General features: G+C 73.0%; 22 protein-coding genes. 19 read left to right on the top strand and 3 right to left on the bottom strand.

Features of this window, described 5'->3' with window-relative positions:
- The first annotated feature begins 35 nt into the window (after nucleotides 1–35).
- Nucleotides 36–626: a TetR/AcrR family transcriptional regulator gene (locus ACIPXC_RS08505; RefSeq protein WP_030027812.1), complete on the top strand. Its 591-nt coding sequence runs from the start codon at nucleotides 36–38 to the stop codon at nucleotides 624–626.
- A 134-nt stretch (nucleotides 627–760) separates the two neighbouring features.
- Entirely contained in the window at nucleotides 761–2,959 is a 2,199-nt protein-coding gene (locus ACIPXC_RS08500; RefSeq protein ID WP_401614823.1) for an MMPL family transporter, read from the top strand.
- 86 nt (nucleotides 2,960–3,045) lie between these two features.
- On the opposite strand, the gene ACIPXC_RS08495 is transcribed toward ACIPXC_RS08500, so the two are convergent.
- On the bottom strand, nucleotides 3,046–3,459 hold the full coding sequence (locus ACIPXC_RS08495; RefSeq protein ID WP_401614820.1) for an SsgA family sporulation/cell division regulator: 414 nt from the start codon (nucleotides 3,457–3,459) through the stop codon (nucleotides 3,046–3,048).
- A gap of 168 nt (nucleotides 3,460–3,627) precedes the next feature.
- Here ACIPXC_RS08495 and ACIPXC_RS08490 point away from each other — a divergent pair, with 168 nt between their 5' ends.
- Genes ACIPXC_RS08490 through ACIPXC_RS08475 form a run of 4 tightly spaced genes read left to right on the top strand, consistent with a single transcriptional unit; the run spans nucleotide 3,628 to nucleotide 7,393 of the window.
- Nucleotides 3,628–4,677, top strand: coding sequence for an energy-coupling factor ABC transporter permease (locus tag ACIPXC_RS08490; protein ID WP_401614817.1), 1,050 nt, complete (start codon nucleotides 3,628–3,630; stop codon nucleotides 4,675–4,677).
- Nucleotide 4,678: 1 nt separating this feature from the next.
- Nucleotides 4,679–5,440 carry a cobalt ECF transporter T component CbiQ gene (gene cbiQ / locus ACIPXC_RS08485; protein WP_392579751.1) on the top strand — a complete coding sequence of 254 codons (762 nt, stop codon included), beginning with the start codon at nucleotides 4,679–4,681 and terminating at the stop codon, nucleotides 5,438–5,440.
- A complete protein-coding gene (locus tag ACIPXC_RS08480) occupies nucleotides 5,428–6,201 on the top strand; it encodes an energy-coupling factor ABC transporter ATP-binding protein (RefSeq protein ID WP_401614815.1) in 774 nt (257 codons plus the stop codon). The genes cbiQ and ACIPXC_RS08480 overlap by 13 nt, the downstream gene beginning before the upstream one ends.
- 28 nt (nucleotides 6,202–6,229) lie before the next feature.
- Nucleotides 6,230–7,393, top strand: a complete 1,164-nt coding sequence (locus ACIPXC_RS08475; RefSeq protein WP_401614813.1) for a serine hydrolase domain-containing protein — start codon at nucleotides 6,230–6,232, stop codon at nucleotides 7,391–7,393.
- A 196-nt stretch (nucleotides 7,394–7,589) separates the two neighbouring features.
- Here ACIPXC_RS08475 and ACIPXC_RS08470 read toward each other — a convergent pair whose 3' ends face one another.
- Nucleotides 7,590–9,224, bottom strand: a complete 1,635-nt coding sequence (locus tag ACIPXC_RS08470) for a penicillin-binding transpeptidase domain-containing protein (RefSeq protein ID WP_401614811.1) — start codon at nucleotides 9,222–9,224, stop codon at nucleotides 7,590–7,592.
- A gap of 148 nt (nucleotides 9,225–9,372) precedes the next feature.
- Between ACIPXC_RS08470 and ACIPXC_RS08465 the strand changes: the two genes are divergently transcribed.
- Together ACIPXC_RS08465 and ACIPXC_RS08460 are read left to right on the top strand one after the other, a co-directional pair.
- Nucleotides 9,373–9,534, top strand: a complete 162-nt coding sequence (locus ACIPXC_RS08465) for a hypothetical protein (protein ID WP_401614809.1) — start codon at nucleotides 9,373–9,375, stop codon at nucleotides 9,532–9,534.
- Nucleotides 9,535–9,718: 184 nt separating this feature from the next.
- On the top strand, nucleotides 9,719–9,982 hold the full coding sequence (locus ACIPXC_RS08460) for a hypothetical protein (RefSeq protein ID WP_401614807.1): 264 nt from the start codon (nucleotides 9,719–9,721) through the stop codon (nucleotides 9,980–9,982).
- Nucleotides 9,983–10,045: 63 nt separating this feature from the next.
- Here the strand turns inward: ACIPXC_RS08460 and ACIPXC_RS08455 are convergent, their stop codons facing one another.
- The gene (locus ACIPXC_RS08455) at nucleotides 10,046–11,815 is read right to left on the bottom strand and encodes a dolichyl-phosphate-mannose--protein mannosyltransferase (RefSeq protein WP_401614805.1); all 1,770 of its coding nucleotides are present in this window, start codon (nucleotides 11,813–11,815) and stop codon (nucleotides 10,046–10,048) included.
- Between the two features lie 78 nt (nucleotides 11,816–11,893).
- Between ACIPXC_RS08455 and rsmI the strand changes: the two genes are divergently transcribed.
- The 11 genes from rsmI (at nucleotide 11,894) to ACIPXC_RS08400 (ending at nucleotide 25,397) form a co-directional block, all read left to right on the top strand.
- A complete protein-coding gene (rsmI, locus tag ACIPXC_RS08450; RefSeq protein ID WP_401614803.1) occupies nucleotides 11,894–12,790 on the top strand; it encodes a 16S rRNA (cytidine(1402)-2'-O)-methyltransferase in 897 nt (298 codons plus the stop codon).
- A 160-nt stretch (nucleotides 12,791–12,950) separates the two neighbouring features.
- Nucleotides 12,951–13,445, top strand: a complete 495-nt coding sequence (locus ACIPXC_RS08445) for a hypothetical protein (protein WP_401614801.1) — start codon at nucleotides 12,951–12,953, stop codon at nucleotides 13,443–13,445.
- Nucleotides 13,446–13,455: 10 nt separating this feature from the next.
- On the top strand, nucleotides 13,456–14,367 hold the full coding sequence (locus tag ACIPXC_RS08440) for a TatD family hydrolase (protein ID WP_401614799.1): 912 nt from the start codon (nucleotides 13,456–13,458) through the stop codon (nucleotides 14,365–14,367).
- Between the two features lie 116 nt (nucleotides 14,368–14,483).
- Nucleotides 14,484–16,046 (top strand): ubiquitin-like domain-containing protein, encoded by a 1,563-nt coding sequence (locus tag ACIPXC_RS08435; protein WP_401614797.1) that lies wholly within the window; start codon nucleotides 14,484–14,486, stop codon nucleotides 16,044–16,046.
- Between the two features lie 151 nt (nucleotides 16,047–16,197).
- A complete protein-coding gene (gene rsmA, locus ACIPXC_RS08430; RefSeq protein ID WP_401614795.1) occupies nucleotides 16,198–17,109 on the top strand; it encodes a 16S rRNA (adenine(1518)-N(6)/adenine(1519)-N(6))-dimethyltransferase RsmA in 912 nt (303 codons plus the stop codon).
- Complete coding sequence (locus ACIPXC_RS08425; RefSeq protein WP_401614793.1) at nucleotides 17,106–18,041, top strand: 4-(cytidine 5'-diphospho)-2-C-methyl-D-erythritol kinase; 936 nt, start codon at nucleotides 17,106–17,108, stop codon at nucleotides 18,039–18,041. The genes rsmA and ACIPXC_RS08425 overlap by 4 nt, the downstream gene beginning before the upstream one ends.
- Nucleotides 18,042–18,110: 69 nt before the next feature.
- Nucleotides 18,111–18,461, top strand: a complete 351-nt coding sequence (locus ACIPXC_RS08420; RefSeq protein ID WP_401614791.1) for a hypothetical protein — start codon at nucleotides 18,111–18,113, stop codon at nucleotides 18,459–18,461.
- A gap of 152 nt (nucleotides 18,462–18,613) precedes the next feature.
- Nucleotides 18,614–19,945 (top strand): acyltransferase family protein, encoded by a 1,332-nt coding sequence (locus ACIPXC_RS08415; RefSeq protein ID WP_401614789.1) that lies wholly within the window; start codon nucleotides 18,614–18,616, stop codon nucleotides 19,943–19,945.
- 28 nt (nucleotides 19,946–19,973) lie between these two features.
- Nucleotides 19,974–21,776: an ABC-F family ATP-binding cassette domain-containing protein gene (locus tag ACIPXC_RS08410; RefSeq protein WP_401614787.1), complete on the top strand. Its 1,803-nt coding sequence runs from the start codon at nucleotides 19,974–19,976 to the stop codon at nucleotides 21,774–21,776.
- Nucleotides 21,777–21,931: 155 nt separating this feature from the next.
- Nucleotides 21,932–23,563 (top strand): hypothetical protein, encoded by a 1,632-nt coding sequence (locus ACIPXC_RS08405; protein ID WP_401614785.1) that lies wholly within the window; start codon nucleotides 21,932–21,934, stop codon nucleotides 23,561–23,563.
- Nucleotides 23,564–23,642: 79 nt separating this feature from the next.
- Nucleotides 23,643–25,397 carry a PQQ-binding-like beta-propeller repeat protein gene (locus ACIPXC_RS08400; RefSeq protein WP_401614783.1) on the top strand — a complete coding sequence of 585 codons (1,755 nt, stop codon included), beginning with the start codon at nucleotides 23,643–23,645 and terminating at the stop codon, nucleotides 25,395–25,397.
- Nucleotides 25,398–25,409 lie beyond the last annotated feature (12 nt).

The raw sequence follows: 25,409 nt of genomic DNA, 5'->3' as shown, positions 1-25,409 counted from the left end.
GTACGGAACAGTTTCGTTCGGATGGAGGCACGGAGATGACCGAGGCGATGGCGGCCCGGCGCAGCCGGATCACCCCCGAACGGCAGGCCGAACTGCACGAGGCGGTCCTCGACCTCCTGCGTGACGTCGGCTACGAGGCGCTGACCATGGACGCGGTCGCCGCCCGTACGAAGTCCAGCAAGGCCACCCTCTACCGCCAGTGGGGGAGCAAGCCGGAGCTGGTCGCCAAGGCCCTGCGGTGCACGCAGCCCGTCTCGCTGCGTGAGATCGACACGGGCAGCCTGCGCGGGGACTTCGCGCTCATGGTGGAGCACTCGGACGACGCGCAGATGGCCAAGGACACCGCGCTGATGCGGGGTCTGGCCCATGCCGTCCACGAGAGCCCGGAGCTCCACAAGGCGCTGCGGGACCTGTTGGTCGACCCGGAGATCACCGGGCTGCAGGTGATGCTGCAGCGCGCGGTGGACCGGGGCGAGATCGCCCCCGGGTGCCCGGCCCTGGGCTTCGTACCGCACATGCTCATCGGGGCGTTCATCGCGCTCCCGCTGATCGAGGACCGGCCGGTGGACCGGGCGTTCCTCGGTGACTTCATCGACGCCGTGGTCTTCCCCGCCCTCGGCGTCTGAACCTCCCCGTCCCCGGTACCCGGCACCCCGTGCCGCCCCGCTGCTCCTGACACGCCGCTCTCGTCGTCGGGCCGGCTTCCCACGCCCTGATCCCTCCGGATCCATCCCACGACCTGAACGGGAGAACCACCGACGTGGCCACCTTCCTCTACCGACTCGGCCGGGGCGCCTTCAGGCGCCGCGGGCTCGTCGCCCTCCTCTGGGTGGCGCTGCTGTTCGCCGCCGGTTTCGGCGCCGCCTCAGCGGCCGCCCCGACCTCCGGATCGTTCTCGATACCCGGCACGGAGGCCCAGAAGGCCTTCGACCTGCTGGACAAGAAGTTCCCGGGCATGGCCGCCGACGGCGCCACCGCGCGCATCGTCGTCAAGGCCCCCGCGGGTGCGAAGGTCACCGACCCCGGCCCCAAGGCCGAGGTCGAGAAGATCGTGGGCGGTCTGCAGACCGGTCCCGGCTCGGAGCAGGTCGCCTCCGTGACCAACCCGTACGAGGTGCAGGCGGTCAGCCAGGACGGCTCCACCACCTACATCAGCGCCAAGTACACCGTCAGCGGCATGGAGCTGAAGGACGCCACCCGTGACGCGCTGAAGGAGTCCGGCGAGGGCGCCAAGGCGGCGGGCCTGAACGTCCAGATCGGCGGTGACGCGCTGATGGTGGCCCCCGAGACCGGTTCCGGCGAGATCATCGGCATCCTCGTCGCCGCGATCGTCCTGGTGATCACCTTCGGCTCGCTGGTCGCGGCGGGTCTGCCGCTGCTGACGGCGATCATCGGCGTCGGCATCGGCGTCTCCTCCATCACCGCGCTCGCCAACGTGCTGGACCTCGGCAACACCACCGCCACCCTCGCCACGATGATCGGCCTCGCCGTCGGCATCGACTACGCCCTGTTCATCGTCTCCCGCTACCGCGCGGAGCTGGCCGACGGCCGCGACCGCGACGAGGCCGCCGGCCGGGCCACCGGTACCGCCGGCTCCGCCGTCGTCTTCGCCGGTCTGACCGTGGTCATCGCCCTCGTGGGCCTGGCCGTCGTCAACATCCCGATGCTGACCAAGATGGGCGTCGCGGCCGCGGGCACCGTGGTCATCGCCGTACTGGTCGCGCTCACCCTGGTCCCGGCCCTCCTCGGCTTCGCGGGCAGGAAGGTCCTGCCCGCGGGCGAGAAGAGCAGGCTGTTCGGCAAGGGCAAGCCGGCATCGGAGAAGAAGGCCAACGGCGGCACCCGCTGGGCCCGCTTCGTCCTGCGCCGCCCCGTCATGGTGCTGCTGGCCGGTGTGATCGGCCTCGGCGTCATCGCCGTCCCGGCGAGCAAGCTGGAGATGGGCCTGCCGGACGACGGCGCCCAGCCGGTCTCCACCACCCAGCGCCAGGCCTACGACCTGCTGTCCGAGGGCTTCGGCCCGGGCTTCAACGGCCCCCTGATGGTGGTCGTCGACGGGAACAAGGCCCTCGCGGACTCCACCGTCGACCGGATCAAGGGCCTGGAGGGCGTCGCCGCGGTCATGCCGCCGACCCCCAACGAGGCCGGTGACACCTCGGTGATCACCGTGATCCCGAAGGACCGTCCGTCCTCCACGCACACCGAGGAACTGGTCCACGAGATCCGCGACGGCAGCGGCGACGACGTCCTCGTCACCGGCGCCACCGCGATGAACATCGACTTCTCGCAGAAGATGAACGACGCGCTGCTGCCCTACCTGGCCCTCGTCGTCGGCCTCGCCTTCCTCCTGCTGATGCTCGTCTTCCGCTCGATCCTGGTCCCGCTCAAGGCGGCCCTCGGCTTCCTGCTGTCGGTCGTCGCGGCCCTCGGCGCGGTCGTCGCGGTCTTCCAGTGGGGCTGGCTCGGCTCGGTCTTCGGGGTGGAGCAGACCGGTCCGATCATGTCGATGATGCCGATCTTCATGGTCGGCGTGGTCTTCGGCCTGGCCATGGACTACGAGGTCTTCCTCGTCACCCGCATGCGGGAGGCGTACGTCCACGGCGAGCGCCCGGGCCAGGCGGTCGTGACCGGCTTCCAGTACAGCGCGCGGGTCGTCGTGGCCGCCGCCGTCATCATGATCGCGGTGTTCGCGGGCTTCATCGGGGCCAGCGAGCAGATGGTCAAGATGATCGGTTTTGGTCTGGCCGTCGCGGTCTTCTTCGACGCCTTCGTGGTCCGCATGGCCATCGTCCCGGCGGTGCTCGCACTGCTCGGTCACAAGGCCTGGTGGCTGCCCAAGTGGCTGGACCGGATGCTGCCGAACGTGGACGTGGAGGGCGAGAGCCTGCGCAAGCACCTCGCCGCCGGGTCCCCGCAGGGCGAGGGCCCGGACAAGGACCGCGAACTGGTCAACGCCTGACCGCCGCGCGCCGCACACGGCCCGGCCCCGTACCCCCGGTCACCCGGGAGTACGGGGCCGGGCCCGTCGCGTACGGCGGCTTGCGCCTATCGGGTGGCGGCGGAGGCCGCGTGGCTGCGCCGGAGGAAGCGGCGCAGCGCGGCGATGTCGAACTGGACCACCGCGACGCCCTCGGGGGAGTGGAACTCGACGACCGCCTGGACGCGGCCGCAGGGCCAGACGCGTACGTCCCCGGTACCGGTCGGCGCCTGGAGACCGGCCTCCAGCAACGCCCGGGGGAAGACCCACTCGTTGTCGGTGCCCTCGGGGGACAGGTCGGCCGGGAAGACGATCCGCACGGCCAGCGGCTCGGCCGGGAGGAAACGCAGGGCAACGGGGATGGCCCGGTAGAGGGGGTCGTCCGTGATCACACGGGCGCGGACCCGCTCCTCGACGGGGGCCACGGCCGTGGCCGTGGTCGTGGTCGCGGTCGCTGGGAGATTCTCGGCGGTGGCTGACATCGACCAGACTCCTCGAATCGGGACATATCCGTCCGCTTGTCCTCCAGCCTCGCACATTCCGACGAAAGTGCGCGCGGCTTTTTGTGACGCGCCCGCTCTTGCCAACCGTTCGCAACAAAGCACTATTCTTGAACGGTTAAAGACCGTATAAGAAGCGGAGCCCACTCCATGCATGTGCCCGACGGATTCATCAACGCACCCGTCTCGGTGGCCGCCGGGGTGGCGGCGGCCGCGGCGGTGGCCGTCAGCCTCCGCGGCGCCCGCCGCGAACTCGACGAGCGGACCGCCCCGCTCGCCGGACTCGTCGCCGCCTTCATCTTCGCCGTGCAGATGCTGAACTTCCCGGTCGCCGCGGGCACCAGCGGCCACCTGCTGGGCGGCGCGCTCGCGGCGATACTCGTCGGCCCCTATACCGGCGTGCTCTGCGTGTCCGTCGTCCTGCTCATGCAGGGCATCCTCTTCGCCGACGGCGGCCTCACCGCCCTCGGCGTGAACATCACCGTCATGGGCGTCGTCACCGTCGTCACCGCGCACCTGCTCTTCCGCGGACTGCTCCGCCTCCTGCCGCCCACCCGCCGCTCCGTGACCACGGCCGGCTTCGTGGCCGCCCTGCTCTCGGTGCCCGCCTCGGCCGCCGCCTTCACCGCCGTCTACGCCGTCGGCGGCACCACCGACGTGTCCCTCGGCAAGGTCCTGACCGCCATGGTCGGCGTCCACGTCCTCATCGGCATCGGCGAGGCCGTCATCACCGCCGCGACCGTCGGCGCCGTGATCGCCGTACGGCCCGACCTGGTCCACGGGGCCCGCGGCCTGGCCACGCCGCTGAAGCTGCGCGTCGACGGCGCGCTCGTCGACGCGCCCGCGACCGCCCCGCAGCCCGCCGCCGCCGGCGGCTCGACGAAGAAGGTGTGGGCGACCGGCCTGGTCACCGCCCTCGTCCTGGCCGGGTTCGTCTCCTTCTACGCCTCCGCCGACCCCGACGGCCTGGAGAAGGTCGCCGCGGACAACGGCATCGACGCGAAGGCCGAGGAGCACGCCGCCGCCGGCTCCCCGCTCGCCGACTACGGCGTCAAGGACGTCGAGGACGCCCGCCTCTCCGGCGGTCTCGCCGGGGTCATCGGCGTCGGCGTCACCGTCGTCGCCGGCACCGGGATCTTCTGGGCCGCCCGCCGCCGCACATCCGACGAGCCGACCGCCACCTCCGCCCAGGTCGTCTGACATGGGTGCCGGCCACGCCCACAGGCTCTACCGCCCGGGCACCTCGCCGGTCCACGCCCTCCCCCCGCACTGCAAGCTCGCCGCGACCTTCGGCTTCGTCCTGGTCGTCGTGTCCACACCGCGGGAGGCGGTGTGGGCCTTCGGCCTGTACGCACTGCTCCTCGCCGGGGTCGCGGCCGTGGCCCGGATCCCGGCCGGCTTCCTGCTGCGCAGGCTGCTGATCGAGGTCCCCTTCGTCGCCTTCGCCGTCCTCATGCCCTTCGTGGCCGAGGGTGAGCGGGTCGAGGTCCTCGGCATGTCGCTCAGCGTCTCGGGGCTCTGGGGCGCCTGGAACGTCCTCGCCAAGGGAACCCTCGGCGTGGCCGCGTCCGTCCTGCTCGCCTCGACGACCGAGCTGCGGGCCCTGCTGCTGGGCCTGCAGCGGCTCAGGCTGCCGCCCCTGCTCGTGCAGATCGCCTCCTTCATGATCCGCTACGGCGACGTGATCGGCGACGAACTGCGGCGGATGTCCGTCGCCCGCCGCTCACGCGGCTTCGAGGCGAGCGGAATCCGGCACTGGGGCGTGCTGGCGAAGACGGCCGGTGCGCTGTTCATCCGCTCCTACGAACGCGGCGAGCGGGTCTACCTGGCGATGGTCAGCCGCGGCTACGCCGGCTCCATGCCGGTCATCGACGAAGCCGTGGCCACGCGCGGCCAGTGGGCGTACGCGGCCGTGCTCCCGGTGACGGCCCTCGCCGTCTGTCTGATGGGATGGACCCTGTGACCAGCACTCCTCCCCCCGCCCCCTCGCTCGAAGTCGCCGGCCTCGCCTACGCCTACCCGGACGGCCACCAGGCGCTGTACGGCGTCGACCTCACCGTCGGACGCGGCGAGCGCGTCGCGCTCCTCGGCCCCAACGGCGCCGGCAAGACCACCCTCGTGCTGCACCTCAACGGGATTCTCGCGGGCGGGGTCGGCTCCGTGGCCGTGGCCGGCCTCCCGGTGGAGAAGCGGAACCTGGCCGAGATCCGGCGCCGGGTCGGGATCGTCTTCCAGGACCCCGACGACCAGCTGTTCATGCCGACCGTGCGCGAGGACGTCGCCTTCGGCCCGGCGGCGGCCGGTATGCGGGGAGCCGAGCTGGAGGAGCGGGTCCGGGCCGCCCTGGACCAGGTCGGCATGGCCGACTTCGCCGACCGCCCGCCGCACCACCTCTCCTTCGGGCAGCGCCGCCGGGTGGCCGTGGCGACCGTACTGGCCATGCGGCCGGAGATCCTGGTCCTGGACGAACCCTCCTCCAACCTGGACCCGGCCTCGCGCCGCGAACTCGCCGACATCCTGCGTTCGCTGGACGTCACCGTGCTGATGGTGACGCACGACCTGCCCTACGCCCTGGAGCTGTGCCCGCGCTCGGTGATCCTCAGCGAGGGCGTCATCGCGGCGGACGGCGGCACGCAGGACCTGCTGTGCGACGAGAGGCTGATGCGGGCCCACCGGCTGGAGCTCCCCTTCGGCTTCGACCCGCGGTCGGTATCGGTGGCATAAGCACCGGTCCCCGTTTGTTGCACCGCACGTGGACATCCAGGGTGTGGTGACGGAGGGCTTCGAGCCCGTCCGGGACGCTTTCGTACGCAACTTCGAGGCGCTCGGGGACCGGGGCGCGGCCGTCGCCGTCTACCGCGACGGCCGCAAGGTCGTCGACCTGTGGGGCGGCACCAGGGACGCCGACGGGACGGCCCCGTGGACCGAGGACACCGCGCAGGTCGTCCGCTCCGCCACCAAGGGCGTGGCCGCCGCCGTCCCGCTGCTCCTGCACCAGCGCGGGCTCCTCGACCTGGACGCGCCGGTCGGCGCGTACTGGCCGGAGTTCAAGGCGGGCGGCAAGGAGAAGGTCCTCGTACGGGACCTGCTCGCGCACCGCGCGGGCGTCCCGGCCCTGGACCGGCCACTGACCGCCGCCGAGGCCGCGGACGGGGTGACCGGGCCCCGCGCGGTCGCCGCGCAGCGCCCGTTCTGGGAGCCGGGGAGCGGGCACGGCTACCACGCCCAGACCTACAGCTGGCTGCTGTCCGAGCTGGTGCTCCGGGTGACCGGACGCACGCTGGGCCGCGTCCTGGCGGAGGAGATCGCCGAGCCGCTCGGCGTGGACTTCTGGATCGGCCTGCCGGACGCCGAGGCCGAGGCCGGCCGGGTGGGCCGGGTGGCCCCGGTCGAGCCGCCGGAGAGCGCCGGGGTGCTGAGGACCAGGCCGCGCAGGAACGTTTCCGAGGCCTACGCCGATCCCGCGTCCCTCACACGCCGCGCCTTCGCCGCCATCGACCCGCTGCCCGACGAGAACGCCCCCGCGTACCGGGCCGCGGAGCTCCCCGCCTCGAACGGCATCGGCACGGCCCGCGCCCTGGCACGCTTCTACGCGGCCACCATCGGCGTGGTCGAGGACGGTGCGCGGGTCTTCACCCCGGCCACCACCGGGCTGGCCGCCCGCGAGCACTCCGCGGGCCCCGACCGGGTCCTGGTCGTCAACACCCGGTTCGGCGCCGGTTACATGCTGCACGGTCCGGCTTCGCCGCTGCTCTCGCCCGCCTCCTTCGGCCACCCCGGCCGCGGCGGCTCCCTGGCCTTCGCGGACCCGGAGGCCGGCATCGGCTTCGGCTACGTCACCAACGCCCTGGCCAAGTCGGTCACCGCCGACCCCCGGGCCCAGGCCCTGGTGCGGGCCCTGAAGTCAGTCCGCTGAGGGACGGGCCGACTGCTCCGGCCGCTCGCGCACGTCGGCCAGGGTGGCCCCCGCGCCCCGGCCCGCCCGGCGCCCTCGCCCCGCCTCGCCCGGGGGCCGCCCCGCCCGGGGCCGTCGGCCGGGCGGGCGCGCCGTCCCGCGGGAGCGCGGCGGGCCGCGGGGAGCGCGGGGAGCGTGAGGGGCGCGGGGGCGGGCGTCAGCCCGCGTTCAGTACCTGGGCGACGATCGGGCCGGCCGCTTCGCCGCCGTGTCCGCCGCCCTCGACCATCGCGGCCGCGGCGACGTCGCCGCTGAAGCCGGTGAACCAGCTGTCCGGGCTGTCCCCGGCACCGCCGACCTCCGCCGAGCCGGTCTTGGCGCCCTTGTCCGAGCCGCGGACCGGGGCCATGGCCTCGCGTGCGGTGCCGCTGGTCGCCGTCAGCCTCATCATGGAGACGAGCTGCTGCTGCACGGAGGGCTTCATCCGGCGCTGGGCCGTGGCGATCGTCCGGCCGTCCAGCTCCGGCGAGACCAGCAGCGGCTGGCGGAACACGCCGGTGCGGGCGGTCGCGGTGATGGAGGCGACGTTCAGCGGGTTCATCGTGATCTGGCCCTGTCCGATGTACGCGGCGGCCGCGGACGCGCCCGTGGCCGGCGGGACCCTGCCGTCGGTGGACCTGATGCCCGTCTTCCAGTCCAGGCCGATGCCGAAGACCTCCGTGGCCTCCTCCGGCAGCGCGGAGTCGTCGTCGACGGGCTTGATCTGCTTGATGAAGGCGGTGTTGCAGGAACGGGCGAAGGAGGTCGAGAAGTTCGTGCCGGCCGGCAGCTCGAAGTTCTTCAGGTTGTGGAAGGTACGGCCGCCCCAGGACACCTCCTTCGGGCACTCCGCGGGCTTGCCGGCCGCCACCAGGCCGCGGTCCAGCAGCATCGCGCCCGTCACGATCTTCATCGTGGAGCCGGGCGCCCGGTTGCCCTGCATGGCCGCGTTGAAGCCGTCCTTGCGGTGGTTGGCGACGGCCAGGATGTGTCCGTTGCTCGGCTTGACGGCGACCACCGACGCCTCCGGGAACCGGGCGACCGCCTGCTCGGCAGCCGCCTGCACCTTCGCGTCCAGGTAGGTCTTGAGGGTGCTCGGCTCGCCCTCGACGAGGGTCAGCAGGGTCCGCCTGGGTGCCTCCTTCACGGCCGGCTCGATCCACAGCTCGGCCCCGGCCTTCCCGCCCGCCTTGCTGCCGTAGTTCTGGCGCAGCTCGTCGAGGATCTGCCGCAGCGAGGGGAACTTCTCGGCCGTCAGCTCCTCGCCGTTGCGGTCCACGGCCTTCACCGGCGGGTTCGCGGGGGCACCGGCGCGCAGCTTCTCGTCCTTCTGGAGCTGCGGGTGGATCACCGAGGGCTGCCAGTCGACGAGGGGCTTGCCGGTGGTCAGACCACGGACCACCGTGAGCTGGGAGTCGTAGACGAGGGGCTTGGTCGTGCCCTCGTAGGTGATCTCCGCCGCCACATTGAAGGGAACGGTGGTGCCGTTCGCCTCGCCGGGGGTGATCACGGCCCTGGACACGTAGGCCCTGGTCCTGAACTCCCCGACCGCGGCCTGTGCGGCCGCAGCGTTGTTGGTCAGGTCGGCCGCCTCCCGCTCGTCCCCGGACGCCCAGGCCGCCAGGAACGCCTTGGCCGCCAGGGCCGCCTCCTTCTCGCTGACCGGCCCGCTGCCCCTGGCGGACTGGACGGAGGTGTCCGACTCCCGTCCGGCGCCGCTGTCGCCGACCAGCCAGTACACCCCGTACCCGGCGCCGCCGGCCATCGCCAGGAACACGCCGCCTATGACGGCGCCCTTCGCTGCCCCGTTCAATTCTCCGGTCCTCCCCCGTGACACAGCCCCTGAACGCGTTCAAAGGGCTCTTGGCTTCGACCTTACTCTGCGGAGTCGACCGGTGTGCGGTGGTTACCGGACGAATATCCGGCAGACCTCCCGCCGGTCCGGGTCCCAGGGTGCGCCCGTGGAGCTCACGTACCGGCGGTTCGACGCCGACCAGGTACGGCGCCTGCCGGCGGACGGCCGCTTCGACGGCGACGACACCAGGCCCTTCCGGATCACCGACGGAGCCGAGGTCCTCGGACTCGTCCGCCTCATGGACCTCGGCAACAGCACCCCCGTTTGAGCCGGGCCGGTCGGCCGGCCGAAGTGCAGGCGCCGGGGCGGTGTTCTAGCGTCGGAAGGGCGAGGGCGACCGATGCGTCGAGCCGGTCGCCCGCCCCGGAGTCCCCGCACCGCGCCGCCGCCCCCGCCCGTGGTCCGGCGCACCCGCGGATCGCGTGACCGACCAAGAGAGCAGGTGCATCCGCATGCGTCCGTCGGCTCGTATCCCCACCGTCCTCGCCGGCCTGGCCCTCGCCCTCGGCGGCGCGGTCGTCGCCGCCCCGTCCGCCCAGGCGGACGTGAAGGCCTGCGAGCAGTACGTCGCCCAGCACGCCCCGAAGGCCGTGGACGACGCCGCGGAGGCCTGCTACGAAGGCGCGATCGGCAACCAGACCAGCTGCGTCTCCAGCCTCACCGAGGTCGGCGCGAGCAAGGACGCGGCGGACTCGGCCTGCGAAGCCTCCCGCTGACGCCGCACCCGTAACGCACGAGGACCCCGCCACCATCCGGTGCCGGGGTCCTCGTTCGCGCCGCTAGACCCAGGTGTCCAGCCACATGCGGCCGCGCCAGGAGTCCATGGGGAGGGTCTGGCCCGTGTAGATCGGCCAGAAGTAGATGAAGTTCCACACGATCAGCAGGACCAGCACGCCCGCGCCGATCGCGCCCAGGGCGCGGCGGCGTTCCGTCGAGCCCGCGGGCCCCAGCAGCGCGCCGATCATCATCGCCACCGCCAGGCACAGGTACGGGACGAAGACCACCGCGTAGAAGTAGAAGATCGTCCGCTCCTGGTAGTTGAACCAGGGCAGCAGACCCGCGCCCAGCGCGCACGCGATCGCGCCCGCCCGCCAGTCACGGCGGAAGAACCACCGCCACAGCACGTACAGCAGCGCGAAGCAGCCCGCCCACCACAGCAGCGGCGTGCCCAGCGCCAGGACCTCCCGGGCGCACTTGCCGGCCGCCGTCGCCGGGCAGCCGTCGGTGCCGGGCTCCGGGGACTCGTAGAAGTACGAGACGGGCCGGCCCAGCACCAGCCAGCTCCACGGGTTGGACTCGTAGGTGTGCCCCGAGGTCAGGCCGACGTGGAAGCTGTAGACCTCGGTCTCGTAGTGCCACAGGCTGCGCACCCATTCCGGCAGGAACGACAGCGAGCTGCCCTGGTCGTGCTTGGCGGCCCAGTCGCGCAGATAGCCGCCCTTGCCGTTGTCCGGGCTGAAGATCCACCCCGACCAGGAGGCCACGTACGTGACGATCGCCACCGGCACCGTGGAGACGAAGGCGGGCAGCGCGTCCCGGCGCAGCATCGCCGCGTACGGGGCACCCGCGCCGGCGGTGCGGCGGGCGGCCGCGTCCCACAGCACGGTGAGGACGCCGAAGAAGGCCAGGATCACGAAGCCGTTCCACTTCGTGCCGGCCGCCAGCCCCAGGCACACACCGGCCAGGATCCGGTACGGGCGCCAGCCCAGCCGCAGCGTCTCCGCGATCTTCGCGTCGGGCCGGGTCCGGCCCTCCTCGTCCACCGGCAGCGCGTCCGCGAGCCGGGCCCTGGCCCGGTCCCGGTCGATGAGCAGCGCCCCGAACGCGGCGAGCACGAAGAACATCAGCACCAGGTCGAGCAGCGCCGTGCGGCTCATCACCAGGTGCAGGCCGTCCACCGCCAGCAGTGCGCCCGCCAGGCAGCCCAGGAACGTCGAGCGGAACAGGCGCCGCCCGATCCGGCACAGCATCAGCACCGACAGCGTGCCGAGCACGGCGGTCATGAACCGCCAGCCGAAGGGGGTGAGGCCGAACATCCACTCGCCGAGCCCGATCACCCACTTGCCGACCGGCGGGTGCACGACGTAGCCCGGGTCGACCGGCAGGCCGACCCCGTCCGGGTTGGCGAGGATCGACTTGTCGATGTCCTTGGGCCAGTTCGCCTCGTAGCCCTGCCTGATCGTGGCCCAGGCGTCCTTGGCGTAGTACGTCTCGTCGAATATCACCGCCTTCGGGCTGCCCAGGTGCACGAACCGCAGCACGCCCGCGACCAGCGCCACCAGCAGCGGACCGACCCACGACAGGATGCGCTGCCAGGTCCCCCACACCTGCGGTGGCAGCCCGAAGGTCATCCACAGCTGCCGGGACGGCTTCGTGTACGGGGGCACCAGACGGGTGCGGACGTCCACGCGGGGCGACGCGCCGGCGGCCGGCGCGTAGCCGAAGCCGCGCAGGCGGCGCAGCCAGGTGGTCGGCTCTTCTGCGCCGCCCGCGGCCTCGGAGGGCAGGGCCCCCGCGGGGCTGGGCGGCGGCGTCGCGGTACTGGTCACCGGCACATCGTAGGGAAGAGATCCGTGTGCGCCCCAGTGGCGTGGGGTGACGAGCCGTGGGACTGAGAGGATGGGCGGGTGACAACTGACCAGCCCCGCGGTACCGAGCCCACCTCCCCGGCAGGCGTCCTCGTCCTTGCCGGCACCCCCATCGGCGACCTCGCCGACGCCCCGCCGCGTCTGGCGGCGGAACTGGAGCGGGCCGACGTCGTCGCCGCCGAGGACACCCGGCGACTGCGCCGGCTGACCCAGGGGCTCGGCGTGCACACCACCGGGCGCGTCCTGTCCTACTTCGAGGGCAACGAGTCGGCCCGCACCCCGGAACTGGTCGAGGCGCTGGTCGGCGGGGCGCGCGTGCTGCTGGTGACCGACGCGGGCATGCCGTCCGTCTCCGACCCCGGCTACCGGCTGGTCGCCGCCGCCGTCGAGAAGGACATCAAGGTCACCGCGGTCCCCGGCCCGTCCGCCGTGCTCACCGCGCTCGCGCTGTCCGGGCTGCCCGTGGACCGGTTCTGCTTCGAGGGCTTCCTGCCGCGCAAGGCCGGCGAGCGCCTCGGACGGCTGCGCGAGGTCGAGGGCGAGCGGCGCACGCTCGTCTACTTCGAGGCCCCGCACCGACTCGACGACACCCTCGCCGCGATGGCCGAGGCCTTCGGCACGGAGCGGCGGGCCGCGGTCTGCCGCGAGCTGACGAAGACCTACGAGGAGGTCAGGCGCGGCGGGCTCGGCGAACTCGCCGCCTGGGCCGCGGAGGGCGTGCGCGGGGAGATCACCATCGTGGTGGAGGGCGCCCCGGCGGCCGGTCCCGGTGACGTGGACGACGAGGAACTGGTGCGCCGGGTCCGGGTGCGCGAGGAAGCGGGGGAGCGCCGCAAGGAGGCCATCGCGGCGGTCGCGGCCGAGGCCGGCGTACCCAAGCGCGACGTCTTCGACGCCGTCGTGGCGGCAAAGAATGCGGCACAAAAGGCGCCATAACTCGGTAAAGAGCTAACCTGAAAGGCAAAGCTCAGACCGTGCGCCGGGCGCTTTGGGCATGAGTCGCCCAAAGGTCGTCCAACACTGGACAGGACCTGATGCGCTCCCGCCCGAAGAGGCGTCCACTGGCCATGGCACCAGTGGAACAAGAGGAGCTGGCATGAGTGAGATCGCAGACACCCCGGTACCGGTCCAGCCCGCGGCCCCCGCGCGTTTCTCCAGCCCCGACGTGCAGACCGTGCACGAGGCGTACTCCTTCGCGTGCATGCGCTGCGGGTACGCCTGGGAGCAGGGCTACCGGATCGAGCACCACGTCGACGGCCGCGGCGAGCCGTTCATCATGTACACGGTCGACGGAGAGCGGGTGCCCTCCCCGCTGTCCAACCCGACCTGCCTGAACTGCGGCGGGCACGTCGTACGGATCATGCGGGCCGGCCAGGTCTCCTCGGTGCTCGGGATGATCGACCACCTCTACCACCACCGCATCGCCCCCGGCATCGCCGGACCGGTACCGGCCGGAGCGAACGTCCCCCGCCCCCCGAAGCCCCGCAGGGCCGCCGAACCCCACGACGGCCCCGGACCCGTCGCCATCAGCGAGGCCGAGAAGCGCGGGGGCCCGCTCTCCCGGCTGATGGGGTTCTTCCGCCGGTCATAAGATCGGCCCCATGAGCCCTTCCTCCGCCTCCAAGGACGCACCGCCGCCGCTGCCCGAACCCCTCCGGGTGGCGGTGGCGGACTCGCACACCCACCTGGACATGCAGTCGGGGACCGTCGAGGAGGGCCTCGCCAAGGCCGCCTCGGTCGGCGTGACCACCGTGGTCCAGGTCGGCTGCGACGTGAAGGGCTCCCGGTGGGCCGCCGCGACCGCGGCCCGGTACGACAACGTCCACGCCGCCGTCGCCCTGCACCCCAACGAAGCCCCGCGCATCGTGCACGGCGACCCAGGGGGCACCTCCCAGCCCCCTGGGGCTGGGGGAGGCTGGTCCCGCCAGGGCGCGCGGACCGGCGGCGGTGACGCCGCCCTCGACGAGGCCCTCGCGGAGATCGAGGCGCTCGCCGCCCTCGGCCACGTCAAGGCGGTCGGCGAGACCGGCCTGGACTACTTCCGCACCGGCCCGGAGGGCATGGCCGCGCAGGAGCGGTCCTTCCGCGCCCACATCGAGATCGCCAAGCGGCAGGGCAAGGCCCTCGTCATCCACGACCGCGACGCCCACGCCGACGTGCTGCGCGTCCTGCGCGAGGAGGGCGCCCCCGAGCGGACCGTCTTCCACTGCTACTCCGGGGACGCCGACATGGCCCGCGAGTGCGCCGCCGCCGGCTACTACATGTCCTTCGCCGGCACCGTCACCTTCAAGAACGCCGCGCCGCTGCGCGAGGCGCTGGCCGTGGCCCCGCTGGAACTGGTCCTCGTCGAGACCGACGCGCCCTACCTGACCCCCGCGCCGTACCGCGGACGGCCCAACGCGCCGTACCTCATTCCGCTGACGGTCCGCGCGATGGCCGCGGTCCGCGGGATCGACGAGGACGCGATGGCCACCGCCCTGGCGGCCAACACCGCCCGCGCCTTCGACTACTGACCGCCCCCACCCCGACGGCACGCAGGGTAGTCGTACGACTTTGTTCCGTGACGTCTCCTCCGCTAGGGTGCCGTGCCCCAACCAGCGGGTGCCGGACCACCAGGGGAGCGAGCGTCGTGAGCGATACGCAGGGCAGCCACCGCCGGGGCGCTCCCGTCCCCGGGGCGTACGGGGGCGCCCCCCCGGCCCGGCCGGCCCGGCCCGCCGACCCAGGGCCCTCGTCCTGGGACACGGAGCCCGCCCTGCCCGTCCCCCCGCCCGCCCCCGTGCCCGCTCCGCGCGCCGAGGACCGGCGGGCCGGACGCCGCCGGCGCGCCGCGGACGCCGACGGCCGGGACGGGGCACGATCCGAGCCGGCCGCCGCCCCGGGGACGGGCCGCCGCCGCGCCCCCGCCGCGACCCGGACCCCCACCCTCGCCGACCCCGCCCCGGGCCGCCGCGCCCGCGGCCGTACCGCCGTCGAGGAGCCCCCCGCCGGCACCGGCCGACGCCGCGGCCCCGTCGAACCGGCCCTCACCGCGCCCGCCGGGACGGGGCACGGCCGCCGCCGGGCCGCGGTGCCCGTGCTCATCGGCCCCGCCGCCCCCACCGGGAACTGGCGGCGGATCGTTCCGCAGGCCCTGGTCGTGGCCTTCCTCGCCGGCGGCACGACCGCGTTCGTCGCCACCGACAAATCGGTACGCCTGACCGTCGACGGAGTCCCCAGAGAGCTGCACACCTTCGCCGGCGACGTCGAGGAACTCCTCGCCGCGGAAGGCCTCGACGTCGGCCCCCACGACCTCGTCGCCCCCGCCCCCGGCGAACCCCTCGACGACGGCGAGGAGATCGTCGTCCGCTACGGCCGCCCCCTGCGCCTGACCCTCGACGGGCAGCAGCGCCAGGTGTGGACCACCGCCCGCACCGTCGACGGCGCCCTGCGCCAGTTCGGCATCCGCGCCGAGGGCGCCTACCTCTCCGCCCCGCGCACCGCCCCCGTACCGCGCGCGGGCATGGCCCTCAGCGTCCGTACCGAGCGCAGCGTCACCTTCATGGCGGACGGCCGCGAGCGGACCATCCGCACCAACGCCGCCACCGTCCAGGAGGCACTCGACCAGGCGGGCATCACCCTCCGGGGCCAGGACACCACCTCCGTACCGCCCACCGCCTTCCCGCGCGACGGGCAGACCGTCACCGTGCTGCGGATCACCGGCACCCGCGAGGTTCGCGAGGAGCGCATCCCCTTCAAGACCGAGAAGGTCCGCGACGCCGAGCTGTTCGCCGGAACCGAGGTCGTCGAACGCGCCGGCCGGCCCGGGGCACGCAGGGTCACCTACAGCCTGCGCACCGTCAACGGGGTCCGGCAGAAGCCCCGCGCCATCGCCGACGAGGTGGTGCGCGAGCCCGTCACCCAGCTGGTCAGGGTCGGCACCAGGCCGCTGCCGAGCTCCGTCTCCGGCGCGGACGGCCTCAACTGGGCGGCCCTCGCCCAGTGCGAGTCCGGGGGCCGCCCCTCCGCCACCGACGCCTCCGGCACGTACGGCGGCCTGTACCAGTTCGACGTCCGCACCTGGCAGGGGCTCGGCGGGAGCGGCCGCCCGCAGGACGCCCCGGCCGCGGAACAGACCTACCGGGCGAAGAAGCTGTACGTGCAGCGGGGCGCGAGTCCGTGGCCCCACTGCGGCCGCAGGCTCACGTCGTAGGCCGGGGCTCACGTCGTAGGCCGGGGTCCACGTCGTAGGCCGGGGCTCACGTCGTAGGCCGGGGCCCACGTCGTAGGCCCGGGGTCCACGTCCGGCGCCGGAGGTCCACGTCGTCGTCGGGACCGCTCCGCCGATCTGAGACGCTTTACCGGTGAGCACCGCAGAGCAGCAGCCCGATAACCCCGAGCCCAGCGCCCCCGACGCCCTCCTGGGCCCCGCCGACGTCAGGGAGCTGGCCGCCGCCCTCGGCGTACGCCCGACGAAGCAGAAGGGCCAGAACTTCGTCATCGACGCCAACACGGTGCGCCGGATCGTGCGCACCGCCGAGGTCCGCCCGGAGGACGTGGTCGTCGAGGTCGGCCCCGGCCTGGGCTCGCTGACGCTCGCACTGCTGGAGGCCGCCGACCGGGTCGTCGCCGTCGAGATCGACGACCTCCTGGCGGCCGCGCTGCCCGCCACCATCGAGGCCCGCATGCCCGCGAAGAAGGACCGCTTCGCGCTGGTCCACTCCGACGCGATGCTCGTGACCGAACTGCCCGGCCCGGCGCCGACGGCGCTCGTCGCGAACCTGCCGTACAACGTGGCCGTGCCCGTCCTGCTCACCATGCTCGACCGTTTCCCGAGCATCGAGCGGACCCTCGTCATGGTCCAGGCGGAGGTCGCCGACCGGCTGGCCGCCGAACCGGGCAACAAGGTCTACGGGGTGCCCTCCGTCAAGGCCAACTGGTACGCGCACGTCAAGCGCGCCGGAGCCATCGGCCGCAAGGTCTTCTGGCCCGCGCCGAACGTCGACTCCGGTCTCGTCTCCCTCGTGCGGCGCACCGAGCCGATCCGGACCAGCGCCTCCAAGGAAGAGGTCTTCGCGGTCGTCGACGCGGCGTTCGCGCAGCGCCGCAAGACCCTGCGCGCCGCCCTGGCCGGCTGGGCCGGCTCGGCGGCCGGCGCGGAGGCCGCGCTGGTCGCCGCGGGAGTCTCCCCGCAGGCCCGCGGGGAGTCCCTGACGGTGGAGGAGTTCGCCGCGATCGCCGAGCACAAGCCCGCCCCGGAGAGGCCCGCCCTGTGAGCACGCGCCCGAGCACGAGCCCGAGCCCGCGTACGACGCCCGTCACCGTACGGGTCCCCGCGAAGGTCAACGTCCGGCTGGCGGTCGGCGCGGCCCGCCCCGACGGCTTCCACGACCTGGCCAACGTCTTCCTCGCCGTCTCCCTCTTCGACGAGGTGACCGCGACCCCGGCCGACGCGCTGACGGTGACCTGCGAGGGCCCGGACGCCGACAAGGTCCCGCTGGACCGCACCAACCTCGCGGCGCGGGCGGCCGAGATCCTCGCCGCCCGCAACGGCCTCGCCCCCCTGGTGCACCTGCACATCGCCAAGAACATCCCCGTCGCCGGCGGCATGGCGGGCGGCAGCGCCGACGGCGCGGCGGCCCTGCTGGCCTGCGACGCCCTGTGGGGCCTGGACACCCCGCGCGAGGAACTCCTCGACATCTGCGCGGAGCTCGGCAGCGACGTCCCCTTCAGCCTCGTCGGCGGCGCAGCACTCGGCACCGGCCGCGGCGAGGTCCTCACCCCGGTCCCCGCCGGCTGCTTCCACTGGGTGTTCGCGGTGGCCGACGGAGGTCTGTCCACCCCGGCCGTCTTCCGCGAGTTCGACCGCCTCGCCGAGGGCACGCGGATCCCGGAGCCCCAGGCCTCCCCGGCCCTCCTCGCCGCCCTCGCCTCCGGCGACCCGGACGCGCTGGCCGCCACCCTGGCCAACGACCTCCAGCCCGCGGCCCTCTCGCTGCGGCCGTCGCTGGCGGCCACGCTGGACGCCGGCCTCGGAGCCGGCGCCCTGGCCGCCCTGGTATCCGGCTCGGGCCCGACGACGGCCTTCCTGGTCGCCGACGAGGAGGCCGCCGCCAAGGCCGCCGCCGCCCTCGAAGCCTCCGGCACCTGCCGCGCCACCCGCATCGCCTCGTCCCCCGCCCCGGGAGCCACGCTCCTGCCGCACTGAAGCCCGCCGACCGCCCTTCCAGTGACCAGGCTCTGAGGCACCGACGAGAGTTGTCCAGGAGGCAGTCCGATGTCCGAGCCGATGGTGGCCGGAACGCCACTGATCCCGATGCCGGCGCTCACTCCCGCGGCGCTGCGCGTCGCGGTGGCGCAGATCGCTCCGGCCCACCTGCCCGCCTTCGTCGATCACCTGGACCGGGCGGCGGAGCAGAGCGCCCAGCAGAGCACCATCGCACCGCTGCGGGCGTTCCTGCAGTGGTGGGGCGAATTCGTGGCCGTCCAGCGCCACCCCGCCCGCGCGGCGCGGCTGCGGGAGCTGGAGGCCGTCGCGGCGGCGGCGGACGACCGTGAGGTCCTCGACGCGGCGGTGGCCGAGATCCAGGTCATCCTCGCCGAGGCGCGCCGCGAGGCCGCCGCGTGAGCGACGCCTGGTCGTGGCACTGTTCCTCGCTCCGGAGCGGCTGAGGGAGATCCCGGTCGTCCGGCTGGTCTGGCTCGGCTGACACGTACTCAGGCCGGAGTTGAGTACCCGCGCCCTGTCGGGGGGTGGGGGGCGGGGGAGAGCGTGGGGGCATGACAGCCACCGCGCGCGCCATGGCCGCCGCCACCCCCGCAGACCGCGACCGGTACGTCGACCTGCTGCGCGTCGCCTCGCTCGGCACGGTTGTCGCCGGGCACTGGCTGATGGCCGCGGTCAGCGGCGACGGCATAGGCAACCTGCTCGCCCTCGTGCCCGCACTCCAGGTGCTCACCTGGGGGCTCCAGGTCATGCCGGTCTTCTTCTTCGTCGGCGGTTTCTCGCACGCCCTCTCCTACCGCTCCCTGGCCCGCCGCCACGAAGGCCCCGTCTACGCCGCCTTCCTGCGGGCCCGGCTGCGGCGGCTGCTGCGGCCCACCCTCGCCTTCCTCCTGGTGTGGGCCGCTGTCGCGTTCGCCGTGCAGCTCGCCGGCCGCGGCGGCGGCCCGCTGACCGGCGCCGCGCTGCGGCTGGTCACCCAGCCGCTGTGGTTCATCGGGATCTACCTGGCCATGGTCGCCTTCACCCCGCCGCTGCTGAAGCTGCACGAGCGGTACGGCTGGGCCGTCTTCGCCGCGCTGGCCGGCGCCGCCGCACTGGTCGACGTACTGCGCTTCGCGCTCGGCGTCCCCTACGTGGAGTTCCTGAACTTCGCCCTCGTCTGGCTCGCCGTCCACCAGCTCGGCTTCCTCCGCGCCGACGGCCGCATCCGCCGGCCCGCCGTCCTGGCCGCCGCCGGCCTCGCCGGGGCCGCGCTGCTGGTGGCGTGGGGCCCGTACCCGCTGTCCATGGTCGGGATGCCCGGCGAGAAGGTGTCCAACATGGCCCCGCCCACCCTCGCCCTGCTCTGCCACGGCCTCTGGCTCGTCGGCGCCGTCCAGCTCGCCGCCCGGCCCGCCGCCGCCTGGCTGCAGCGCCCCCGCGTGTGGCGCACGGTCGTCGCCGCCAACGGCGTCGCCATGACCGCTTTCCTCTGGCACCTCACCGCGATGCTCGCCGTGTACGGGGCCCAGCTCGCCCTCGGCATGGACCTGCCGGCCCCCGCCACCGCCGCCTGGTGGGCGCAGGTCCCCGTACGGATCCTCTTCGCGGCGGCGCTGACCGGCCTGTTCGTCGTGCTGTTCCGCCGCTTCGAGGCCCCCGCGCCCGCCCGTCCGGCCGGCCCCCGGGGAACCGCCGCCGGCCCCGTCGCCGCCCTCGGGATCACCCTGTGCCTCCTCGGTGTCCTGGGGGTCTCCCTGACCGGACTCGGCGGCCTGCTCGACGGCCACAGCGCCACCCTGATCGCCTTCCCCGTCACCGCACCGGCGGCCATCGGCATGGCCGTGGCGGGCGCCTGGCTGGTGGAACGGTCCGCCCCGGTCCGGAGGGTTAGGCTGAGGGGCTGATCCACACCCCTTCCCTGGAGCGCGTCTGATGGCCGTCAATCTGGTCAATGTCGAGGCAGTCAGCAAGGTGTACGGCACACGTACCCTGCTGGACGGTATCTCCCTCGGCGTGTCCGAGGGGGACCGGATCGGTGTCGTCGGCCGCAACGGCGACGGCAAGACCACCCTCATCCGGATGCTCGCCAAGCTGGAGGAGCCCGACGGCGGCCGGGTCACCCAGTCCGGCGGCCTGCGCATGGGTGTCCTCACCCAGCACGACTCCCTCGACCCCGCCGCGACCATCCGCCACGAGATCATCGGTGACATGGCCGACCACGAGTGGGCCGGCAACGCCAAGATCCGCGACGTCCTCACCGGACTCTTCGGCGGCCTCGACCTGCCCGGCTTCAACCAGGGCCTCGACACCGTCATCGGACCGCTCTCCGGCGGCGAGCGCCGCCGCATCGCCCTCGCCAGGCTCCTCATCGCCGACCAGGACCTCCTGATCCTCGACGAGCCCACCAACCACCTCGACGTCGAGGGCATCTCCTGGCTGGCCGGCCACCTCCAGACGCGCCGCTCCGCACTCGTCTGCGTCACCCACGACCGCTGGTTCCTCGACCAGGTCTGCACCCGCATGTGGGACGTCCAGCGCGGCGAGGTCTTCGAATACGAGGGCGGCTACAGCGACTACGTCTTCGCCCGCGCCGAACGCGAGCGCATCGCCGCCACCGAAGAGGCCAAGCGGCAGAACCTGATGCGCAAGGAGCTCGCCTGGCTGCGCCGCGGCGCCCCCGCACGCACCTCCAAGCCCCGCTACCGCATCGAGGCCGCCAACGAGCTCATCGCCGACGTGCCGCCGCCGCGCGACAAGTCCGAGCTGATGCGCTTCGCCAACGCCCGCCTCGGCAAGACCGTCTTCGACCTGGAAGACGTCACCGTCCAGGCCGGCCCCAAGACCCTCCTCAAGCACCTCACCTGGCACCTCGGCCCCGGCGACCGCGTCGGCCTCGTCGGCGTCAACGGCGCCGGCAAGACCTCCCTGCTGCGCGCCCTCGCCGAGGCCGCCCGCACCCAGGGCGAGACGCAGCCCGCCTCCGGCCGGGTCATCGTCGGAAAGACCGTCAAGCTGGCCTACCTCTCCCAGGAGGTCGGCGAACTCGACCCGTCCCTGCGGGTCCTGGAGGCGGTCCAGCGCGTCCGCGACCGCGTCGACCTCGGCAAGGGCCGTGAGATGACCGCCGGCCAGCTGTGCGAGCAGTTCGGCTTCACCAAGGAGAAGCAGTGGACGCCGGTCGGCGACCTCTCCGGCGGCGAGCGCCGCCGGCTGCAGATCCTGCGCCTGCTGATGGACGAGCCCAACGTCCTCTTCCTCGACGAGCCCACCAACGACCTCGACATCGAGACCCTGACCCAGCTGGAGGACCTCCTCGACGGCTGGCCCGGCTCGATGATCGTGATCTCCCACGACCGGTTCTTCATCGAGCGCACCACCGACACCGTCATGGCCCTGCTCGGCGACGCCAGCCTGCGGATGCTGCCGCGCGGCCTGGACGAGTACCTGGAGCGCCGCCAGAAGATGATCGAGGCGGCCACCCCGGCGCCCGCGCCGGCCGCCGCCGCCGCGAAGTCCACCTCCTCCGGGGACTCGCGCGCCGCGAAGAAGGAACTCCAGAAGATCGAGCGGCAGCTCAACAAGCTCGCCGACCGCGAGGGGAACCTGCACGCCCAGATCGCCGAGCACTCCACCGACTACGACAAGGTGGCCAAGCTCGACGCGGAGCTGCGCGAACTCCTCGCCGACCGCGACGCATTGGAGATGCGCTGGCTGGAGCTCGCCGAGGAGGCCTAGATTCCGCGGGCCCTCGGGGCCAACTGGCCGGATAACGACGGCGTCACGGGCCGGTCCTCCCTTGGGAACAGGGGACGGACCGGTCCGTTGTATGCATGGCGTCAGTGATACAAAGGTCATTCTCCCCGCCCCCCCCCGAAGCCGAAAGTGCGCTGATGACCGAGCCGCCCCAGCCGCCGAACCAGCCGCCGACACCTTCCGGTTACGGACACCTGCCCGGCCCGCCGCAGCAGGCCTACGGGTATCCCCAGCAGGGCGAGAACCCCTACGCGCAGCAGCCCGCACACCCCTCGCAGCCCGGCCACGTGCCGCAGCCGCCCACGGTCCCGGCGTACCCGGCCCACGGCCTGCAGCCGCCCCCGCCCGGCGCGCCCGGCACGCCGCCGAAGAAGAAGCTGCCGCTGATCGCCGCCGCCTCCGTCGCGGGCGTCCTCGTCCTCGGCGGCGTCGGCTACGTCGCCTTCGGTACCGGCGACAAGGACCCCGCACAGCCCGTCGCCCAGGAGTCCGGTGACGCGAAGCCCTCCGCCTCCCCGTCCGTGGACATGGGCGACGGGAGCGGGCCCGGCGGCAACCAGCAGACCGACCTCAACGCCGGCCGCAAGCAGGGCGAGGACAAGGCCCTCTGGCTCAAGACCGCCAGGATCGACGGCCCGGGCGCCGGCGTGGCCACCCACGGCCAGTGGGTCGTGGGCGACACCGTGGCCAAGACCGTCGGCAAGACGATCAAGGGCTACGCCGTCGCCGACGGCAAGGAGAAGTGGACGATCACCTTCCCTGCCGACATCTGCGGCGTGACCAGGAAGACCACCGACGACGGCAAGACCGTCGTGCTGTACGAGAACGGCCCGTCGGAGACGGCCGACTGCAACCAGATGCGCATGGTCGACCTCAAGGCGGGCAAAGAGGGCTGGTCGAAGGAGGTGTCCAAGGAGAGCGCCTTCGACATGTTCCTCGACCCCAGCCTGGCCATGACCGGGGACACCGTCACCGTCAACCGGCTCACCCGGGCCACCGCCTTCCGGATCAGCACCGGTGAGAAGCTCTTCGGCAGCCCTGCCGAGGGCTGCGTGCCGGGCGCCTACGCCGCCGGAAGCGGCAAGTTGATCGGCGTCGCCACCTGCTACGACAAGGACAGCACCGTCGAGGTCCAGGACGCCGACCCGGTCACCGGCAAGAAGACGTGGACCTACCGGCTCCCCAAGGGCTGGAAGGTGGCCCGCGTCTACGGGGTCGACCCGATCGTCCTCCACCTCACGAACGCCACCACCAAGGAGAGTTCCGTCGTGGTCCTCGGCCCCGACGGCAAGCAGCGCACCACGCTCTCCGGCGAGGGCAGCTTCTCGACCGAGTGCGGCGTGAGCCGCGACGACTCCTTGCAGGGCTGTGCCACCGCCGTCGTCGACGCGGGCACCCTCTACCTGCCCACCAGGACCGCCCCCGGCAAGGCCAACGAGATCGTCGCCTTCGACCTCAACACCGGCAAGGCCAAATGGCGCGTCCCGGCGGGCGAGGGACGCACCCTGGAGCCCCTCAAGGCCGCGAACGGGCAGCTGATCGCCTACCGCAAGGCCGAACCAGACCAGGGCGGCGAGGTCGTCTCGATCCCCGCCGACGGCAGCACCCCCACCGCGCTCCTGCGCCACCCGTCGGGCCCCTCCGCCCCGATCGAGAGCTCCTTCTACTCCCCGGACGTCGACTACGCCGACGGACGCTTCTTCATCTCCACGACCCGCCTGCTCGCCCAGGACAAGGACGAGAAGCTCCTGATGGTCTTCGGCAAGTGACCCCCCACCCCACGAGCCACCCCACGAGCCGCCCCACGCGCCGTCCGACGAGCCGTCCACCGAGAGGCAACAGCAACCGATGAGCACCCCGCCGCCCCCCAGCCAGCCGCCGTCCGGCGGCTTCGGAGCGCCGCAGGATCCCCCGCCGGGCGGGTTCGGAGCGCCCAAGCCGCCCGCAGGACCGCCCGCCGCGCCCGCCGGGCAGCCCGCCCCGCCCGCCGGCCCGCCCGCCCCGCCGGGACCGCCCGCCGCCTCCCCGCAGCCGCCGGTCGGGCAGCCCGCGTACGGCTACCCGCAGGCCGACCCCGGCTACGGCTACCCGCAGCAGCCCCCCGCGCCCGCGCAGTACGGCGCACCGGTGCCCCCCGCCCAGCCCCCGGCCGGCGGCGGAGGCGGAGACAAGCGCACCCAGCTGATGATCGTCGGCGCGGCCCTCCTGGCCATCGTCCTCATCGTCGGCAGCGGCCTCTGGTACACCTCCGGCGACGGCGGCAAGGAGGACGTCGCACAGAGCGACCCCAGCACCTCCCCGGGCGGCGACAAGAACCAGGCCCACACGCCCGGCACCGAGAAGGTCCCCGGCAACACCAGGTCGAAGACCCTCTACAACCAGCCCGTCCCGACCGTCACCGACCTCGTGTCCGTCAACGGCTCCTGGCTGACCGACAGCACCTACGTCAAGTCCGACGTGTCGAAGATCGTCGGCTACAACCTCGTCGACGGCGGCAAGAAGTGGGAGATCCCCCTCACGGGCGAGGTCTGCGGAGCCACCCCGCACGTCAGCGAGAAGAAGACGGCCGTCCTCTTCAGGCCCGCCCAGCCCAGCGCCGAGAACAAGTACCCGCCGTGCACCGAGGTCGGCGTCATCGACCTGGAAGCCGGCAAGCTCGTCTGGTCCGGCAACATCAAGAGCGCCAACGGCGGCGACAAGCCCGTCCAGTTCTCCGAGATCACCCTCAGCGGCAAGACCGTCGCCGCGGCCGGCGTCTCCGGCGGCGGCGCCGCCTGGAACCTCGCCGACGGCAAGAACCTGTGGCAGCCCAAGGTCGACGGCCAGAGGTGCCGCGACACCGGCTACGCGGGCGGCGAGGCCCTCGCCGCCATCCGCAAGTGCGGACAGCACCCCAACTACACCCTGCACGCACAGCTCCTCGACCCGGCCACCGGCGCCCCCACCGGCTCATACAAGCTCTCCGAGGGCATCGAGTACGCGCACATCGTCTCCACCAAGCCGTTCGTCGTCGCGGCCGACGTCGGCGACAACGCCAAGGGCGGCAAGGGCGTCAGCGACCTGTTCGTCGTCGACCCCAAGGGCGAGCTGAAGGCGCGCATCCCGCTCGCCGCCGGCACCTTCGCCGCCAAGTGCGGCTCCACCGACGTCGAGAAGTGCTCCAACATGGTCGTCGGCAACGGCAAGATCTACGTGCCCTCCGCCGAGCACCAGGGCCAGTCGCCCACCGGCCGCACCAACGAACTGCTCTCCTTCGACCTGGAGACCGGCAAGCAGACCACGGACCGCGCCGACGCGGGCGAGCGGTACACCATGTACCCGCTGCGCATGGACGGGTCGAACATCATCGCCTACAAGGTCCCCCCGTACGACAAGGGCGGCCAGATCGTCAGCATCGACAGCAGGACGATGAAGGAGACCCTTCTCATGGAAAACCCTGCCGACAAGGACATCAAGAGCGGTGAGTCGTCCTTCTCGCCCGAGTTCTCCTCCGAGTTCCGCTACCACAACGGCAAGCTCTTCATGTCCCGCCAGAACGTCAGCAAGCCCTACTCGGACCGACCGGAGAAGGACTTCCTGTTCATCTCGTTCACCGCGAGCTGATCCGCACAGCAC

Source organism: Streptomyces sp. NPDC090021 (assembly GCF_044748225.1).
GTDB lineage: Bacteria > Actinomycetota > Actinomycetes > Streptomycetales > Streptomycetaceae > Streptomyces.
This window is presented reverse-complemented; position numbering and strand designations above follow the sequence as displayed.

Excerpts from the sequence above, each read along its gene's own strand:
- ACIPXC_RS08460 (WP_401614807.1), top strand. The coding sequence starts at position 9,719 with ATGCGTCCGTCGGCTCGTATCCCCACCGTCCTCGCCGGCCTGGCCCTC.
- ACIPXC_RS08490 (WP_401614817.1), top strand. The coding sequence starts at position 3,628 with ATGCATGTGCCCGACGGATTCATCAACGCACCCGTCTCGGTGGCCGCC.
- ACIPXC_RS08420 (WP_401614791.1), top strand. The coding sequence starts at position 18,111 with ATGTCCGAGCCGATGGTGGCCGGAACGCCACTGATCCCGATGCCGGCG.
- ACIPXC_RS08495 (WP_401614820.1), bottom strand. The coding sequence starts at position 3,459 with ATGTCAGCCACCGCCGAGAATCTCCCAGCGACCGCGACCACGACCACG.
- ACIPXC_RS08505 (WP_030027812.1), top strand. The coding sequence starts at position 36 with ATGACCGAGGCGATGGCGGCCCGGCGCAGCCGGATCACCCCCGAACGG.
- ACIPXC_RS08415 (WP_401614789.1), top strand. The coding sequence starts at position 18,614 with ATGACAGCCACCGCGCGCGCCATGGCCGCCGCCACCCCCGCAGACCGC.
- ACIPXC_RS08410 (WP_401614787.1), top strand. The coding sequence starts at position 19,974 with ATGGCCGTCAATCTGGTCAATGTCGAGGCAGTCAGCAAGGTGTACGGC.
- ACIPXC_RS08405 (WP_401614785.1), top strand. The coding sequence starts at position 21,932 with ATGACCGAGCCGCCCCAGCCGCCGAACCAGCCGCCGACACCTTCCGGT.
- ACIPXC_RS08440 (WP_401614799.1), top strand. The coding sequence starts at position 13,456 with ATGAGCCCTTCCTCCGCCTCCAAGGACGCACCGCCGCCGCTGCCCGAA.
- cbiQ (WP_392579751.1), top strand. The coding sequence starts at position 4,679 with ATGGGTGCCGGCCACGCCCACAGGCTCTACCGCCCGGGCACCTCGCCG.
- ACIPXC_RS08445 (WP_401614801.1), top strand. The coding sequence starts at position 12,951 with ATGAGTGAGATCGCAGACACCCCGGTACCGGTCCAGCCCGCGGCCCCC.
- ACIPXC_RS08480 (WP_401614815.1), top strand. The coding sequence starts at position 5,428 with ATGGACCCTGTGACCAGCACTCCTCCCCCCGCCCCCTCGCTCGAAGTC.
- ACIPXC_RS08400 (WP_401614783.1), top strand. The coding sequence starts at position 23,643 with ATGAGCACCCCGCCGCCCCCCAGCCAGCCGCCGTCCGGCGGCTTCGGA.